Source organism: Arthrobacter sp. 35W, assembly GCF_000482545.1.
Classification (GTDB): domain Bacteria; phylum Actinomycetota; class Actinomycetes; order Actinomycetales; family Micrococcaceae; genus Specibacter.
Map to the genome: position 1 here is coordinate 1,372,165 of NZ_KI519454.1, position 14,790 is coordinate 1,386,954.

Annotated in this window: 19 protein-coding genes and 2 pseudogenes; 10 read left to right on the plus strand and 11 right to left on the minus strand. The window is 65.7% G+C overall.

The annotated features are described in order from the left end of the window. Nucleotides 1-56 precede the first annotated feature (56 nt). Nucleotides 57-890: an alpha/beta fold hydrolase gene (locus K254_RS0105860; protein ID WP_026554576.1), complete on the minus strand. Its 834-nt coding sequence runs from the start codon at nucleotides 888-890 to the stop codon at nucleotides 57-59. 428 nt (nucleotides 891-1,318) lie between these two features. On the opposite strand from K254_RS0105860, the gene K254_RS0105865 reads away from it, so the two are divergent. The 4 genes from K254_RS0105865 to K254_RS0105875 all read left to right on the plus strand — a co-directional run bounded on the left by K254_RS0105865 (nucleotide 1,319) and on the right by K254_RS0105875 (nucleotide 2,515). Further along, complete coding sequence (locus K254_RS0105865; protein ID WP_026554577.1) at nucleotides 1,319-1,585, plus strand: DUF7218 family protein; 267 nt, start codon at nucleotides 1,319-1,321, stop codon at nucleotides 1,583-1,585. A gap of 78 nt (nucleotides 1,586-1,663) precedes the next feature. Beyond that, a complete protein-coding gene (locus tag K254_RS26390) occupies nucleotides 1,664-1,849 on the plus strand; it encodes a DUF6328 family protein (RefSeq protein ID WP_331271228.1) in 186 nt (61 codons plus the stop codon). Further along, a complete protein-coding gene (locus K254_RS26395; protein ID WP_331271229.1) occupies nucleotides 1,792-2,094 on the plus strand; it encodes a DUF6328 family protein in 303 nt (100 codons plus the stop codon). Before K254_RS26390 ends, K254_RS26395 begins: the two co-directional genes overlap by 58 nt. A 28-nt stretch (nucleotides 2,095-2,122) precedes the next feature. Further along, nucleotides 2,123-2,515 carry a low affinity iron permease family protein gene (locus K254_RS0105875; RefSeq protein WP_026554578.1) on the plus strand — a complete coding sequence of 131 codons (393 nt, stop codon included), beginning with the start codon at nucleotides 2,123-2,125 and terminating at the stop codon, nucleotides 2,513-2,515. Nucleotides 2,516-2,597: 82 nt separating this feature from the next. Here the strand turns inward: K254_RS0105875 and K254_RS26440 are convergent. Further along, nucleotides 2,598-2,855 (minus strand): annotated as a pseudogene (locus tag K254_RS26440) (GlsB/YeaQ/YmgE family stress response membrane protein). A gap of 460 nt (nucleotides 2,856-3,315) precedes the next feature. On the opposite strand from K254_RS26440, the gene K254_RS0105885 reads away from it, so the two are divergent. Then, a complete protein-coding gene (locus tag K254_RS0105885) occupies nucleotides 3,316-4,272 on the plus strand; it encodes a DNA topoisomerase IB (protein ID WP_026554579.1) in 957 nt (318 codons plus the stop codon). A 101-nt stretch (nucleotides 4,273-4,373) separates the two neighbouring features. Beyond that, on the plus strand, nucleotides 4,374-4,976 hold the full coding sequence (locus tag K254_RS22020; RefSeq protein ID WP_081709924.1) for an SRPBCC family protein: 603 nt from the start codon (nucleotides 4,374-4,376) through the stop codon (nucleotides 4,974-4,976). Nucleotides 4,977-5,388: 412 nt separating this feature from the next. Here K254_RS22020 and K254_RS25635 read toward each other — a convergent pair. Further along, nucleotides 5,389-5,511 (minus strand): annotated as a pseudogene (locus K254_RS25635) (alpha/beta fold hydrolase); the annotation flags it as partial. Nucleotides 5,512-5,606: 95 nt separating this feature from the next. On the opposite strand from K254_RS25635, the gene K254_RS22025 reads away from it, so the two are divergent. Continuing rightward, nucleotides 5,607-5,864, plus strand: a complete 258-nt coding sequence (locus K254_RS22025; RefSeq protein ID WP_051388903.1) for a YegP family protein — start codon at nucleotides 5,607-5,609, stop codon at nucleotides 5,862-5,864. After that, nucleotides 5,861-6,214, plus strand: coding sequence for a MerR family transcriptional regulator (locus K254_RS0105910; RefSeq protein WP_155848464.1), 354 nt, complete (start codon nucleotides 5,861-5,863; stop codon nucleotides 6,212-6,214). Before K254_RS22025 ends, K254_RS0105910 begins: the two co-directional genes overlap by 4 nt. Nucleotides 6,215-6,222: 8 nt before the next feature. Here the strand turns inward: K254_RS0105910 and K254_RS22030 are convergent, their stop codons facing one another. The 5 genes from K254_RS22030 to K254_RS22040 all read right to left on the minus strand — a co-directional run bounded on the left by K254_RS22030 (nucleotide 6,223) and on the right by K254_RS22040 (nucleotide 9,810). Next, nucleotides 6,223-7,086, minus strand: coding sequence for an SGNH/GDSL hydrolase family protein (locus K254_RS22030; RefSeq protein WP_196810885.1), 864 nt, complete (start codon nucleotides 7,084-7,086; stop codon nucleotides 6,223-6,225). 106 nt (nucleotides 7,087-7,192) lie between these two features. After that, a complete protein-coding gene (locus K254_RS0105920; RefSeq protein WP_026554582.1) occupies nucleotides 7,193-8,137 on the minus strand; it encodes a DMT family transporter in 945 nt (314 codons plus the stop codon). Further along, complete coding sequence (locus tag K254_RS0105925; RefSeq protein WP_026554583.1) at nucleotides 8,134-8,727, minus strand: TetR/AcrR family transcriptional regulator; 594 nt, start codon at nucleotides 8,725-8,727, stop codon at nucleotides 8,134-8,136. The genes K254_RS0105920 and K254_RS0105925 overlap by 4 nt, the downstream gene beginning before the upstream one ends. A 55-nt stretch (nucleotides 8,728-8,782) precedes the next feature. Then, nucleotides 8,783-9,574: a formylglycine-generating enzyme family protein gene (locus K254_RS22035; RefSeq protein WP_081709925.1), complete on the minus strand. Its 792-nt coding sequence runs from the start codon at nucleotides 9,572-9,574 to the stop codon at nucleotides 8,783-8,785. After that, nucleotides 9,571-9,810 carry a hypothetical protein gene (locus K254_RS22040; RefSeq protein ID WP_035749051.1) on the minus strand — a complete coding sequence of 80 codons (240 nt, stop codon included), beginning with the start codon at nucleotides 9,808-9,810 and terminating at the stop codon, nucleotides 9,571-9,573. The genes K254_RS22035 and K254_RS22040 overlap by 4 nt, the downstream gene beginning before the upstream one ends. Before the next feature lie 26 nt (nucleotides 9,811-9,836). Here K254_RS22040 and K254_RS0105940 point away from each other — a divergent pair, with 26 nt between their 5' ends. Beyond that, the gene (locus K254_RS0105940; protein ID WP_026554585.1) at nucleotides 9,837-10,379 is read left to right on the plus strand and encodes a CGNR zinc finger domain-containing protein; all 543 of its coding nucleotides are present in this window, start codon (nucleotides 9,837-9,839) and stop codon (nucleotides 10,377-10,379) included. 23 nt (nucleotides 10,380-10,402) lie between these two features. On the opposite strand, the gene arfB is transcribed toward K254_RS0105940, so the two are convergent. Both arfB and K254_RS0105950 read right to left on the minus strand, forming a co-directional pair. Next, nucleotides 10,403-10,825 carry an alternative ribosome rescue aminoacyl-tRNA hydrolase ArfB gene (gene arfB / locus K254_RS0105945; protein WP_026554586.1) on the minus strand — a complete coding sequence of 141 codons (423 nt, stop codon included), beginning with the start codon at nucleotides 10,823-10,825 and terminating at the stop codon, nucleotides 10,403-10,405. 50 nt (nucleotides 10,826-10,875) lie between these two features. Next, nucleotides 10,876-11,973 carry a pyridoxal-phosphate-dependent aminotransferase family protein gene (locus K254_RS0105950; RefSeq protein WP_026554587.1) on the minus strand — a complete coding sequence of 366 codons (1,098 nt, stop codon included), beginning with the start codon at nucleotides 11,971-11,973 and terminating at the stop codon, nucleotides 10,876-10,878. Between the two features lie 220 nt (nucleotides 11,974-12,193). Between K254_RS0105950 and K254_RS0105955 the strand changes: the two genes are divergently transcribed. Further along, entirely contained in the window at nucleotides 12,194-13,702 is a 1,509-nt protein-coding gene (locus K254_RS0105955; RefSeq protein WP_231391851.1) for an apiosidase-like domain-containing protein, read from the plus strand. 61 nt (nucleotides 13,703-13,763) lie between these two features. Here K254_RS0105955 and K254_RS22045 read toward each other — a convergent pair whose 3' ends face one another. Continuing rightward, nucleotides 13,764-14,774 (minus strand): family 43 glycosylhydrolase, encoded by a 1,011-nt coding sequence (locus K254_RS22045; protein ID WP_051388904.1) that lies wholly within the window; start codon nucleotides 14,772-14,774, stop codon nucleotides 13,764-13,766. Nucleotides 14,775-14,790 lie beyond the last annotated feature (16 nt).

Below are 14,790 nucleotides of genomic sequence, written 5' to 3' on the forward strand. Positions count from 1 at the left end.
ATGCCCTGCCTGTTTAGCTCGCCCCAGGTGTTCGCGCATGGGCGCCTGGGCCGGTCCTATGCGCCCAGGAAGCCCAGCAACACCTCGTTGACTTCGTCGGCATGGGTCCACAGCAGCCCATGCGGAGCACCCTCAATTTCAATGTACCGGGCCGAGGGAAGCGCCTGGTGGAAGGGGCGCCCAGTGGCGTCGATTGGCAGTATCCGGTCGGCCGTTCCGTGCACGATCAGTGCAGGAACATCGATGCTGGGGATGTCGGTACGGAAGTCGGTTGGCCATGTTGGCACCGCGGCGCTGGAGGCAAACCACGAGGAGCCGGCCGCCACATTCCAACTGTTGCGCAGCGCCTCCTCAGAGATCCGGGTGCCAAGGGTTTCATCTGTGTTGTAGAAGTTGTCGAAGAAGTCGGTGAAGTACGCATATCTGTCGGCGGTGACGGCGGCCAGGATGTCATCGAACACGTCTTGCGGGACGCCGGTGGGGTTGTCGTCGGTCTTCAGCAGGAACGGTTGGAGGGAACCGATGAATACCGCCTTTGCGATGCGCTCGGATCCGTAGGTGCCCAGGTAGCGGGCCACCTCTCCGGTGCCCATGGAGAACCCGGCGAGGACGGCCCCACGGACATCGAGGGTGTCGAGCAGCGACTTCAAATCCGCGGCGAAGGTGTCATAGTTGTACCCCGCCGTGGGTTGGCTGGAGCGTCCGAACCCCCGCCGGTCGTAGGTGATGACCCGGTACCCCGCCGTGAGCAGGGCGGTGCCCTGCCGCTCCCAGGAATGGCCGTCCAGCGGGTAGCCATGGATCAGGACAACGGGCTGGCCGGTGCCGTGGTCCTCATAGTAGATCTCGATGTCCGTGCCGTTTTCTACTCCGACGGTGATGAAAGCCATGCGATGGATCCTTCCGGTTTCTACTGCTTCGGCGGCGAACAAGCGTCCACAGCCGTACGTACCACTAGACGGAATATCTCGATCCGGCGCAAGGGGGTGTGCTGCCAATACCCCGATCAACAGCACTGCCACGAAGCACGTCGCCGGTGGACGGCGCCGTCTATTGCGCCGGGGCTGCAACGGTCCTAGCGTGGGGATTGTGGCAGGCGGGGCGGCATAGTCCCAGGCACTGCCCCACCGAGGAAGGGTCGACCGTGGCGAATTCACATCCAGCAGCACGGCGTGCGCCAAGCCGCCCCGGAAGGGATGCCACCGCCGACATCGACCCGCACGACAACGACATTCCCTATCCACTGTCGACGCCCACAACCCTCAGGTCCGACCGAGCGCATGATCACGAGCAACCCCCAGCCGGACGGAGTGGAACCATGCCTGCAAAGAAGAATCCCTCGCTGAAGGACCCCGAGATGTATGAGGCCCTGCGGGATGATGGCGCGTCGAAGCGGAAGGCGGCACGAATTTCCAATGCGGCCGCCAAGGAGGGCCGCAGCACCATCGGCCGCAGGGGCGGAAAATCCGGTGACTATGAGGATTGGACCGTTGACCAGCTCAAGAAGAAGGCCAAAGACATTGGACTCACTGGCTACTCCCGCAAGCGCAAGAGTGAGCTGATCGATTCTCTGCGGAACTCCTAGGGCGGGACGGGCCCGCAGATGCGGATCAGTAGTGGGCCACCGGCTGGTGATGGCCGCAACGAGACAGCTGAGGAGAGGATGGATCGGAACTGGGGTGATCTCCTTCAGGAATTGCGTGTCATGCAAACCGGCACCCAGATCATCGCCGGATTCCTGCTGACACTCCCGTTCCAGCAGCGCTTTGCCACACTGGACGATTTTCAAAAGTGGGGGCCTTTCTGGCCCTTGTCGTGCTGGCGGCGTTGGCCACGGCCGTCATGCTGATTCCCGTGGCACTCCACCGCCGCTTGTTCGGCCACAGAATCAAGGCGCGTCTGGTGGACGACGGCGACAGGATCGTCAAGGTGGCGCTGGCCTTGGTCGCGCTTCTGGTGGCCGGGACCACGGCGTTCATCGTCTACGTTGTCACGGGTGCTCCCGCGGGCATTGCAACAGCCCTAGTGGGCCTCATCATCCTCGTGGCCTCTCTGGTCATCTTTCCGCTGGCCGTCGACCGGCGCGCCCATTAGAACCTACGACGCATTGAAGGAAAGTCCAGTGGCACACAACAAGGACGAGCCCGACATTTTCACGCGATTCACCACCAAGGTGGCCACGGTTCTGGGACACCCATGGGTCTTCGCCATCGCCGTTGGCGCGTTGGTGGTGTGGGCGTTCACGGGGCCGCTGCTTGGTTTCTCCGATACCTGGCAGCTCATCATCAATACCAGCACGACTATCATCACGTTTCTGATGGTCTTCATCATTCAAAACACGCAAAACCGTGACAGCGAGGCGCTGCATGTGAAGCTCGATGCCATCATGTTGGAGCTCAAGGTCAGCAACAGCAAGCTATACGATGCCGAACACGAGGGCGAGAAGGAACTAGAACGCCAGCGGCAGCGTCTGGAGGCTGAAGGGGAGGACCAGGCGCCAGCTGCGGTTGAGTAGGCGCCGGGGCCGGCAGCGGTGCTGCCGGCCCCTAGACCACATAGGGTTCTTGGCCTAAGCGGCCATGAGACGGTCGGGCCGCCTAGGCACTGGACTTGTTGCGGCCGGTGATGGCTCCGTAGGCCCCGGCAACGACGATGGCAAGGACCCAGGAGCCCAGGAGCCCGAATTCCATCTTGCCCGACCCGAAGACTAGGTCACCGATCCAGCCACCGTCGATGGCTCAGACCACGCCCAGTACCAGACTTGTCAGCCAGCCTCCGCCAACCCTGCCCGGCATGATCGCCTTGACGATCACACCCACGATGAGGCCGAGAATGATCCATCCGATGAAACCCATGATTGCTACTTAGTCCTGCGTTTTCCCGCATAGTGGATGCGGCTGCCTACTTGGCCTTTTGTGCGGTGCCCCTTTCGGTGTCTGTACCGTGGTCGGCGAGTTCTCCGGAATCTCTTTCAAGATGGCCCTCATGAACCACTGGAACAATTCCAATTTTTCGGTCGGCCCAATATTCATGTCCTCGGCGCGGGATCCAAATCTCCGGTTTCCTCGATGGCTTTGCGGCGGCTAGCAACCACTGCGTTGCAGAGGATGAACAATGAAATCCCGCCCGACGGCCGTTGCCGCACCGTAACCATCTCCGCACCAAATAATCAACCCTTGCTGCTGCCCAGCGGAAAAATCGGATCAAATAGTGAAATGGTTTTGGTTTAGAAAATGTGCACAATTATTGATATGCGTGGGAAGTAGATTCTGAAAATCCCCAGCTGGGGTCCACCTGTGGGAGGAGAGGAGCGGCATGCAGCGGCTACAGCAAAGCGATCCCGACGGTCCCGGCATCAGCCGGCGCCGGGCGGGCAGAGGCTTCATCTACCTGACGCCCTCAAACCGTCCCGTGGCGCCGAAGGAGAAGCTGCGCATCACGGCTCTCGCCATTCCGCCGGCCTGGCGGAATGTGTGGATCTGCCCCCGGCCAAATGGCCACATTCAGGCGACGGGCACCGACGACGCCGGCCGGCGGCAGTACATCTACCATCAAGCGTGGACCGAGGCCCAGGCGAAGGAGAAGTTCATCCGGGCCGCGGAACTCGGGGCCAGGCTGCCACAGGTCCGCCGCCGGGTGGCGAGGCATCTTCGGGAATCCACATCCCCAAGAACGCGCACCTTGGCCGCGGCGCTGCGGCTCATGGACCTCGGAGCTCTGCGCATCGGGTCCGAGGAGTATGCCGCGGAGAACGGGTCCTTCGGCCTCTCTACGCTGGAATCCCGGCATGCCTCCGTGTCCGGGACGGAAGTCCACCTGTCGTTCCCCGGCAAGAGCGGCCAGCCATGGGACCTCCGTCTTGATGACAAATTGCTTGCGGACTTCCTCAAACCCCTGGCCGCACAGTCCGGGAGATCCGCGCTGCTGGCCTACAAGGTGGGGGAAGCGTGGCAGTCCGTGGACGCACAGGCCGTCAATGAGTACATCTCCCGGGTGGCCGGCGCTGGCTGCTCCGCCAAGGATTTCAGGACCTGGAAGGGCACCATGACGGCCGCCGCGGAATTGGCCCGAACCGGGGGCGCTCCGACCGGTGAAGCGGTTTCGGCGGCGATCGTGGTTGCCGCCGAGGTGCTGGGAAACACCGTCGCCGTTGCGCGGGGATCATATGTCGACCCACGGCTCCTCGACATCTACCTGAAGGGTGGTTTGGCGGGGGTGCGGCCCACCGATGCCGCCGTGTCCAGGCTGCTGGGCGGTGCTGTGGGCGCGTAGCCATCAAACCACGACGGGGCTATCGTCAAGAGTGGGTGCCGCTTTGCAGACGGAGGAACCGGGTCCGCGGCGCGCGGCATCCAGACCATGGAGTGGTCGCGATGACGGAAGAACCAGCAGTGCGGGACGTACGGGCAACCACCCCGGTTAACGTCCCCCTGCGCATGGCCTACAACCAATGGACGCAGTTCGAGGTGTTTCCACGCTTCATGTCCGGCGTCGTGGCTGTGACACAGCTTGACGACACTAGGCTGCATTTCCAAACCAGCGTGAAGGGTGTCAAGCGCGACTTCGATGCCGCGATCACCCGCCAACGGCCCGATAAGAGCACCGCCTGGGCCAGCCTTGACGGCCCGAGCAATGAGGGCAGTGCGGTCTTTGAGCGGGCGTCCGAGACGGAAACCATCGTGACCGTCCAACTCACGTGGCAGCCGGTCACGGGCCTTGAAATTATCGGCGCCGTATTTGGCCTGGACGCCTCTCAAATCCGAGGCGACCTGGAGCGCTTCAAACAGCTCGTGGAGGGCCGCGGACAAGAAACCGGCCTGTGGCGTTCCAGCGTCACCCGGGGCGGCGTCCATGACGACGTGGTGGCGGTGGCCGGCGCGAAAGGCATCAAGCGTGGGAACCCGGAGGCACCCGCTGACGGTGGCGAAGAAGCGGATCCCAGAACGCCCGGAGAACCGGCAGTTGAAGAGGGCTAGAGCCGACACTCCTGATGCAGTGCCCGGCGCGGGGACGATTGCCGAATAGTGGATCCAGGCCCGTCCTCGACATCGCACCAGAGCTGGCCTAGCGTGAAGGCATGAGTGAACTCCCCAGCACCAGCGGCAGTGACGGCTCCGATGGACCAGTGCGTGATGGTGTGCAAGAAGGCCACATCCCAGTGCCTCGCGATCCGCAGGAGCCCCACGCCGGAGGCGGTGCAGGGGCAGCTGGAACGCCGGACGAAGCGAGTACGGCCGTGCCCCATGAGGAGAATGAGAGTCAGCGTGACGCCGCTGGCGGACCGGCGGGGCCGGCGGAGCACAAGGATGACGCTGAACCCGACGACCAGGGGCTGGCCACAGAGTTGAATCCCAGCTGAGGCGGCCGGCGGACCCCTCATCCGCCCAGTTCCCAGGAATGGCCGTCCAGAGGGTAGCCATGGATCAGGACCACGGGCTGGCCCGCACCGTGGTCCTCGTAGCAGAGCTCAATGTCCGTGCTGTTTTCCGTGCCGACGGCGATGAAAGCCACGGGATGGTTCCTTTCGGTGCATCATTGCTATGGCACCAACCATAACTAATATGGTGTACATCACATAGCGTGGGTTGGTTCGAGGAACGAGGGACATGTCGGGAACATTCGAATTGGTGGACACATCCGACGGCGCCTACCGGGTGCATTTGGTTGATGGCGATGGGCAATTGATGGCGGTGTCCGTGGCGTTTGAGACCAAGGAGGCAGCAGTCCAAGGCATTGCCAGGGCCCGGGAGATTGCGGGTACGGCATTTATCAAGGACTGGACCCATTCCGCGGGGATCGATGCCCATCTGCCGCACGGCAGCCCCGGATGTGCCGTTGAGGCCGGAGCATTGGCGCTCAGATGACCGGCAGCGGACGGGTGCAGGGCAGGGGGCCGGGTGGGCTCGTGGATCCGGCCAACATCCCTGCCGGGCGCGGCGTCTACGGGATCACCGTTGCTGCGGAGCTGACGGCCACGCCGGTGCAGACGCTACGCCTGTTTGAACGGCGTGGGCTGGTGGATCCTGCACGCACCACCGGGGGCAGCCGCCTGTACAGCCGGGACGATCTTGCCCGGGTGGTCCACATCAACGAATTGCTGGAATCAGGGATGAATCTGGCCGGGGCGGCGGCTGTGCTGGTCCTGGAGGCCGAGGTCTCCTCGCTCAAGGAGCGCGGCCCCCAGCCCCGGGACGCTCGGGAGGAACGGCCCTGACCGGTGGGCTAGGCGGCCTTTCGTGGACGATCATGGTGGAGGGGGTCCCGCCGTTGCACGGGCGGCTGCGCCAGTGGTTTCCATCGGGTTGGCTGCCGTGCGAGGCCGCGCAGGAGCCAGGGAATGAAGTAGTCGCGGGTCCAGGCGAGATCCTGGATGCGTGCCTCGCGCCAGGAGGGATCGGGGGCTTCGACCTCGTCCGCGGGTTCGAGGCCATGGGGAACGCCCAAGGTGTCCAGCACCAGGGCCGCCACGGCAAGGTGGCCCGGCGGTGAGAGGTGGAGGCGGTCCGGGCCCCACATCTGCCGGTCCTTCAACCGCTCCAACGACCACAGATCCACCACCACGGCGTTGTGGTGGGCCGCGGCAGAACGTACATTCTCGTTGTACACCGCAATCTTTGCCCGCACCCGGCCGAGCACGGTACCGGAACCGGAATCCGGGCCCACGAAGATGGCGACAGTGGCTCCTGTGGCCGTGAGGGAGGCGAGGGCAGCATCCACCAGCGTGGCCAGCTGGTCGGGGTCGGCCCCGGGGAGGATGAGATCGTTCCCGCCCGCTTGGAAGGTGACCAGGTCGGGGGCCAGAGCGACGGCGGCGGGCACCTGCTCGCTGGCAACCTGCCGGAGCCTCAGCCCGGGGACGGCCAGATTGGCGTAGGCGAAGTCCGTCGAAGAGCGGCTGAGCTCGCCGGCCACCCACCCTGCCCAGCCCCGGAACTCCTTGGGGCTGCGTGGATCCGGATCGCCGAAGCCCGCGGTGAAGGAGTCGCCCACCGCCACATACCGCCGCCAGGGTGGCCCGTCCACGTTGCGGGTGCGCAGCAAACCACCCTCTGCCAGAACTTTGTTCTCATGCTCCGGGAGCAGCACCGGCCCATCCCTTCCGTCTCGGATCCATCGATGAGATGCGGCGATTGGACCTTCAGTGCCAGCCCTGGAAGGGGTCTGCGGACCGGTTCCGGGAACTGCCTTCAGTCTAGATCCGGCTGCCAGCCGCCGCCATGGGAACGTCCGGAGCTCTGACGGCCTCCGCCGGCGCGGCCGGCGCAACTGCCAGTACCACCAGGGAGAGGCCAATGATGCCCAGCCCAATCCAGCCGGTGGTGCTGAGGTGCTCGCCGACAACGGCGACGGCCAGAACCGCCGCGACCGCCGGCTCACTCAGGGTGATGGTGGTGGCCGTGCTGGCGGTGAGGCGGGCCAGGCCATAGCCGAAGAGCAGGTACCCCAGGAACATCGGCACCAGCGCCATGTAGGCCGCTACGGCACAGGCCTGTCCACTGGCCAGAAGCGGGGCGCCAGTTGCCAGAAGTACGGGCAGAAGCAGAATGCCGCCGGCGCCAAACACGGCCCCCATCGATGCCGCACGGCCGATGCCCTGGCTCATGAGGCGCCTGGCGGACCATGAGTAGGTGGCGTAGGTGGCACCGGCAACAAGGCCTAGTGCGATGCCGGCGAGGCTGGAACCGGCGCCGCCGGCGTCGCTGGCCATCTTTGCAAGGCAGAGCACGGCGCTGCCGATGACGCCGAGCCCCGCAGCGAGCATCCACCACCGGCCCAGCGCAGTGCGGTGGAGAAGCAGTTCCAGCATCCCCGAGGCCAGCGGCGCGGAGGCCAGTGACACGACGGTGCCGAGGGCGACGCCGGCCAGATGCATCGAGCTGTAGAACGCCAGCGGGTAGGCGGCCACGGCAAGTGCGCCGACGGCGGCTGTGGGCCAGTTCGCACGCAGCTGTGCTGAACCTGCGCGCAGCGCTCGGACAGCGATGAGGGCCTGGAGGATGCCGCCGATGCCCAGGGCGGCCGCGCCGATTGCCAGCGGGCCGGCCCCGGGGGCGAACGTTGCGGCGGTCCCGGTGGTGCCCCACAGGATCGAGGTGATGGTGATGGCGCCCATGGCCATCATCCGCTGGCGCTTCATGCCCCCTCCACGGCCCTGTCCAGCAGTGACGAGGCGATCTTCCGGGCATGGACCAGCCGCTCGGGGGTGCCCTCCAGGCCGGCGCGGGCCACCGCACCCTCGAGCACGAAAGACAGCTGTTCCGCAAGCTCCGCGGCCCGGCCGGCGTCGAGGATCTCTGCCAGGGCCGTGGTGAGGATGGACTCGACCTCTTCCTTGTGTTCGCGGACCGCTGTACGCCCGGGCGCACCGGCGGGCAGCTCGGCCGCTGCATTGAGCAGCCCGCACCCGCGGAACCCGTGGACGTAGGCGGCGCCGGCGTGGTCGATGTAGGCATCGAACACAGCCAACACCGCCTCCCGTGGCCCCGACGCCTGGGCGGCGCGCCTCTCGTAGAGCTCCAGCCATTCCTGGTGGCGGGCCTGGATGTACGCGAGCACCAAAGCATCCTTGGAGGCGAAGTTGTTGTAGAGGCTTTTGCGTGCCACGCCGGCCCGCTCGGTGATGGCATCAATGCCTGTGGCGGACATCCCGTTGGCGTAGAACATCTCCGCCGCCGCCTTCAGCAGCCTCTCACGGGCCGGGCGTTCCCTCGTGGACCCACCAACCATTGCAGACTCCTTAAGTAGGTAGCCCAGTCTACCTACTTAACCCGGTCCGCCGCCATCACAGATTTCGCAAAGGCGTCCAGCCCACGGGGCGGGGGCCGCGGATGTCGGCCCGGCGCCGATCGGCCGCCGCCGACCAACCCTGTGCGGCCTGGACGCCCAATGCGCCGACGGCGCCGCGGGCAACCCGGAATCCGACATCCTCCAGCACGGCATCCGGGGCGCTGCCGCGGCGCACCGACGCCCGGCAGCTCCACTGCTCATCGGCCCACCCGCCGCCGCGCAGGCTGCGGTAGTCGCCGTAGCGTGCCGTGTCGGCGTAGTCCCAGCACCACTCCCAGACATTGCCGATCATGTCGAAGGCCCCAAAATCATTCGCCGGCTTCCCGGCCACCGGCTGGGGCCCGTAGACGCCGTCGGCCGCCGACCAGGCGATGTCCTCCAGCGGTCCGTAGCGTGCCCCGGAGGTGCCGGCCCGGGCGGCCCATTCCCATTCGGCCTCCGTCGGGAGGCGGTAGCCGTCGGCGCCGGCATCCCAGGAGACGTCCCGTCCGTGGACCTCATAGGCAGGCTGAAGGCCGGCGATCGCAGATGCCTCGTTGCACCAGTGGATGGCATCGAACCACGTCACGGGATGCACCGGAGAATCCGCTGCTGCGCCGGACGTGTCGCCAGTCCGCACGGCGGACCACTGGGCAAAGGTGGTCTGGGTGCGTCCAAGGTGGAACGGCTGCAGGACAACGTGTCTGGACGACTCGGAGCGGGCGTCGCGCATGGCCAGGGATCCGGCGGGGATGGGAACGGTGGGCACCACGTCCCGGGTGGTGCCCACACCGTCGTCAGAATTCATGTTCTGCACTGTAGTTCGCCCGGCTGCGGCACCGCCACCGCCGCGCTTAGTGGGACGGCCTCGACGTCGAACGGGCGGTGCAGGTCCACGCGCCTGGCACCGCACGGCGAAGGACACATCATGTACAGCACCCGGCCCGCAGACGTCCGGTGGGCGGACTCGATCCGCCAGTCGTGTTGGTGCTGCTCGTCCGTGCCGGCCGTGCTGGGATTCTCGGAAGCGATGGAAAGCGTCATGCCATCCACTCTGGTGTAATGGTCTTATGCATCTCAACCCTTACGGAGAATACGCGGTCCTCCTGGCTGCATCGCTGGCCAACGATTTTCCACCGGACGCCCCCGGCATCATTGCCCGCACGCGTGAGCTGGGCATGACGATGGAGTTCGCCCAGGCGTCCGACGACCACGCACAGGTGCGCCGCGTCGTGAACGACTGGCTGGTCGTTGTGGACGCGCCCGGCCCACAGGAGCGGGCCGCCCTGCTCAATGCGCAGATGGCCGCGGCGGCGGCATACCCACGGCTGACGGACCACAATGGCGAGGGCTGGCATCTGCACTACCGGGACCAGAGCGACACCCTTCCCCATGTCCTGCGCGCCGTCATCAGCGTGGGCACGGCCCTGCACCTGACCACCCGCGGCATGCATCGCCTGGGGCGGTGCGCCGCCGGGCAGGCGCCGGGGGATCCCTGTCGGAACGTCGTCGTCGACACCACCCGCAACGGCCGCCAACAGTATTGTTCCGTGCGCTGCGCCAACCGCGCCGCCGTCCGGCGCCACCGCGCCCGGACGGCACGCAGCTCCTAGCGGCAGGCGCGGGCCGTGAGCCGCTACTCGGCCGAGGGCCGCTGCCGCTGCCGTTTGGTCGCCGAGCGCTGCACCTTTGCGGCCTGGTGCCGCCGGCCCGAGGCCCGGGTGGGTTTGGTCGGGCGGCGCTGGGCGGCATCGGGGGCCAGCCCGGTGGTGATGAGGCCGGCCAGTTTGGCCAGGGCAATCTCGCGGTTCCGCAGCTGCGAACGCTGCTCGGAGGCAGCCACGGTGAGGACTCCGGCAACGAGCCGGCGGCCAAGGCGTGTGGTCAGCAGCGCCCGCTGCTCATCGGAGAGAGCCGATGAGTCCGCGACGCTCCAGGACAGTTCGACGCGGCTGTCGGAGGTGTTGACATGCTGCCCGCCGGGACCCGAGGAGCGGGAGAAGCGCCAGCGGAGTTCCGATGCGGGAATGGTGAGCGCGGGGAACACCTCCAGATCCATGCACCAAGCATTGCACGAAGCGGTGGCGGGGGAGCGCGCCCCCGCCGTGGTCAGGCGGCGGCGACGGCTTCCTTGAGGGCACCCAGCACGAGCGTCACCGACGCGGGGTTGGCATTGGGGCCCATCATGCCGATCCGCCAGACGCTGGAGGCAAAGCTGCCGGACCCGGAGCCGATCTCGATGCTGAAGTTCTCCAGCAGGTAGCGGCGCACGGCCGCGGAGTCGACGCCGTCGGGCACCTTGACGGAGGTGAGGCTGGGAAGGCGGTGGCCCTCGGCCGCGAACAGCTCAAGGCCCATCTCCACCAGCCCGGCCTGCAACGCGGCGCCCGCGGCGCGGTGCCGGGCCTGGACCGCAGCAAGTCCCTCGGCCAGGATCCTGTTCAAGCCCGCTTGGAGACCAGTGATCATGCTCACGGGTGCCGTGTGGTGGTAGGTGCGGGTGCTGCCGCCGGCGGCTCCGGCATAGCCGCCCAGCAGGCCGATGTCCAGGTACCAGGAGCGGGGGTTCTCGATCCGCCGCTCGAAGGCCTTGTCGGAGACGGTGAAGGGTGACAGCCCGGGAGGCACGCCAAGGCATTTCTGGGTGCAGGAATATCCGATGTCGATGCCCCACTCGTCCGCCAGCACTTCCAGTCCGCCGAGGGATGTGACGGCATCCACGATCAGCAGCGCATCGCCCTTGTTCTGCCCCAGCGGTGCGATGTCGGAGAGCACCCCGGTGGAGGTTTCGGCGTGGACGGCGCCAATCACCTTTGGATGCGGATGGGCGGCCAGCACGCGCTCGACGTCGATGGGGGAGCCCCAGTCGTGGTCCACCCGGACCACCGTTGCGCCGCAGCGCCGGGCCACCTCGCACATGCGCTCACCGAAGAGGCCGTTTACAGCGATCACCGCCACGTCGCCGTCGGCCACCGTATTCACAAAGGCCGCCTCCATGCCGCCGGACCCCGTGGCGCTCAAGGGCAGCGTCCGGGCATTCTTCGTTCCCCATACGGTGCGGAGCCCCTCGCAGGTGTTGTCCAGGCGCTCGATGAAGACCGGATCCAAATGCCCAATCACCGGATGCGCCAGCGCGGCTGTCACCTCGGGATAGCAGTTGCTCGGCCCGGGACCGAACAGGAACCGCGACGGCAGAATCTCTGGCATTGGAACTCCTTCGTTGCAGCCGACCTTCCGGCTTCCCAATCCGCCGTTCTAACAACGGTCGATGAACGTCACCACTGGTTCCTGATGATGCCATTCCCGGCGGGCCCGCGCTAGGAATTTGGGCGGACCGAGCCACTTCACACAATTTTGATACGTTTCAAGTACGATATGGAGCAGAGACCGCAGGCTTGTCCGGCCCCCTGAAAGGACCATGCACATGATGCACCCCCGCTACGCGGTGCTTGAGCTCTTATTCACCGGCCCAGTCGAGCCCATACCCACGGACCGGGTGCCACTTACCGTCGCCTTTGAGCATGAGTCGGGCCGCACGAGGCTGGTGCCTGGATTCTGGGACGGCGGCGACCGCTACCTCGCCCGGTTCACCCCGGAGCATGAAGGGCGGTGGACGTGGGCAACAATTTCCGATGTTGACGAGCTGTCAGGTGTGGCGGGCATCATCGACGTGGGTGGACCAGTCATGGGGGAGCACGGCCCTGTCAGGGTGGCCGGCACCTTCCACTTCGCCCATGACGACGGCACACCGTTTCGGCCCGTTGGTGCAACCGTGTACAACTGGCTGCACCAACCGCACGGACGCTTCGTGGAGACCGTCGCCTCGCTGGTCGATGCCGGATTCAACAAGCTGCGGTTCTTGGTCTTCCCGCAGGCTGGCGGCTATGTGGAACACTTCCCCGAGCTGTTGCCTTTTGCGCGCGGCAGTGATGGGCGCTACGACATCTCACGGCCTGTCATAGAGTTCTTCCGGCGGCTCGATGACGCCGTCGTTCTCCTGCAATCCCGGGGAATCCAGGCCGATGTACTGATCTTCAACGCGTACGACAATGGACGATTCGGCCTTGAAGGCTTGACCGAAGCTGAGGACGCCGCCTATCTGCGCTACCTCGCCGCACGGCTGTCCGCGTTCCCGAATGTGTGGTGGTCGCTGTGCAACGAGTTCGACATCCTGGACCGCCCAACGGAGCGGTGGGACGCCGCCGGTGAGCTGCTCGCGGCCATTGATCCCCATCAGCACTTGAGGTCCATCCACAACTGGGTTCGCTTCTACAACCACAACCAGCCGTGGGTAACCCATGCCTCCATCCAGCTCGGCCAGGCCACCGAGGATTTCGGGCGGGCGTCGCTGTTTCGCGACGCCTATCTCAAGCCGATCGTGTTTGATGAGATCAAATATGAAGGTGACATACCCGAGCGGTGGGGCCGCCTCACGGGCCAGGAGCTGGTGCACCAGTTCTGGATTGCAACAGTCTCGGGATGCTACGCCTCCCATGGCGAGTCCTTTGCGCTCGGCGGCGGCAGCCTCCACATCGTTGAGGGCGGCCGGCTGACGGGCCAGAGTCCAGCCAGGCTTGGCTTCCTACGGGGCCTGCTGGACAACGTCAATGGAGTTGGCCTGGACCCCATCGACAATTGGTGGGACGCAGGATTTGTCGCGGGCATCCCACGCGGGATCTACTTCCAGTATCTTGGCCGCTCAGCTCCCGAAACGTGGACTTTCCGGCTTCCGCAGGACGGAATGGGCATCGAGCTGAGGGCTGGCGACCGCTTCCAGGTCGACGTCATTGACACCTGGAATATGACCGTTGAGACGGTCGAGACGATCTTCGAACTGACGGATGTGGACAAGAACGAGGCCTTCGCCGCTGGGACCAATCCGGTCATGTTGCCGGCGGGCGAGGCACTCGCACTTCGCATCCGCCGCGTCAGCTGACGGGGCGCGGGCCCTGGTTTGTGTCCGACCGACTGGTGGTCCGACACAAACCATTACCGCGTCAGCGCCGATCGCGCCAGGCAACGGCGATGCCACGAAGTTCCGGCTGCACCGTCTCGCCGATCACCACTGGCCGGACCAGCCGGTGCACGGCACAATAGTAGTGGTCGAGGCGTTCGCCGTCCGCGATCACCGACGGCTTGTGGGCATGCACATCATCAATCGAACCGGCCGGGCCGACATCGAGAATCGTGCCCGGCACCTTGGTCCAGGCCAACAGATCGGGGGACAGCGCCAGAAGCTCCCGGGCGTGGCCGTCGGCGCCCAGCCCAAAGTAGAACATCAGCCACGTACCGTCGTCAGCCTGGAGGACGCACGGATCCGAGGCAAACCGCTCATCGAACGATCCGGGTGCACCGGCGGGTAGAAGTGGTTGATCGGAGATCCGGCGCCAGGTCAACAAATCCTCCGAAACTGCTGCCCCCGTCTGTTCAATCCAACGCCCGGTGGACCGGTCCTTCGCGTTGTAGAACAGCCAGTACCTGCCGTCGTGCTGCATAAGCCAAGACTTGTACAGTCCCCCGCGTTCCCAGGTCCCGCCGTCCTCTGGGCGGAGAAGGGACCCCCACTCCTCCCAGGCCAGCAGATCACGGCTGCGGACAATGCCGATGACGGCAGAGCCCTCTTCGTAGCCCGCCTCGGGGTAGGCATGGAAGGTCCCGTAGTACCAGCCGTCCACTGTCAGGAGTTCACCTGACCCGTAGAGCGAACTGTCGCGAAGGATGGACGTCAACGCGGCATTGTGCCTCCGGTGCGGAACGCTGGCATCGCGACCGAACACGAGTTGCGGTTGTGACCATGCAGTTCCGTCCCACCAGCTAAGCCCCGTCTGGTAGCCGATGCCGTCCCACCCGACCACCGTCATCCCGCGCCTGCCGCCCACCCGGAAGACGAACGGGCAGTCAACCCCGTGGCTGTTCCAATCACCTGGCCGGTGGCTCGGTGCGAGGAGGAGTTGCGTGCCGCGCTGGTCCGGCCGGACGTGATCGGCCAGGGAAATGGATGCATTCATCGGGGTTCCTTTCGAG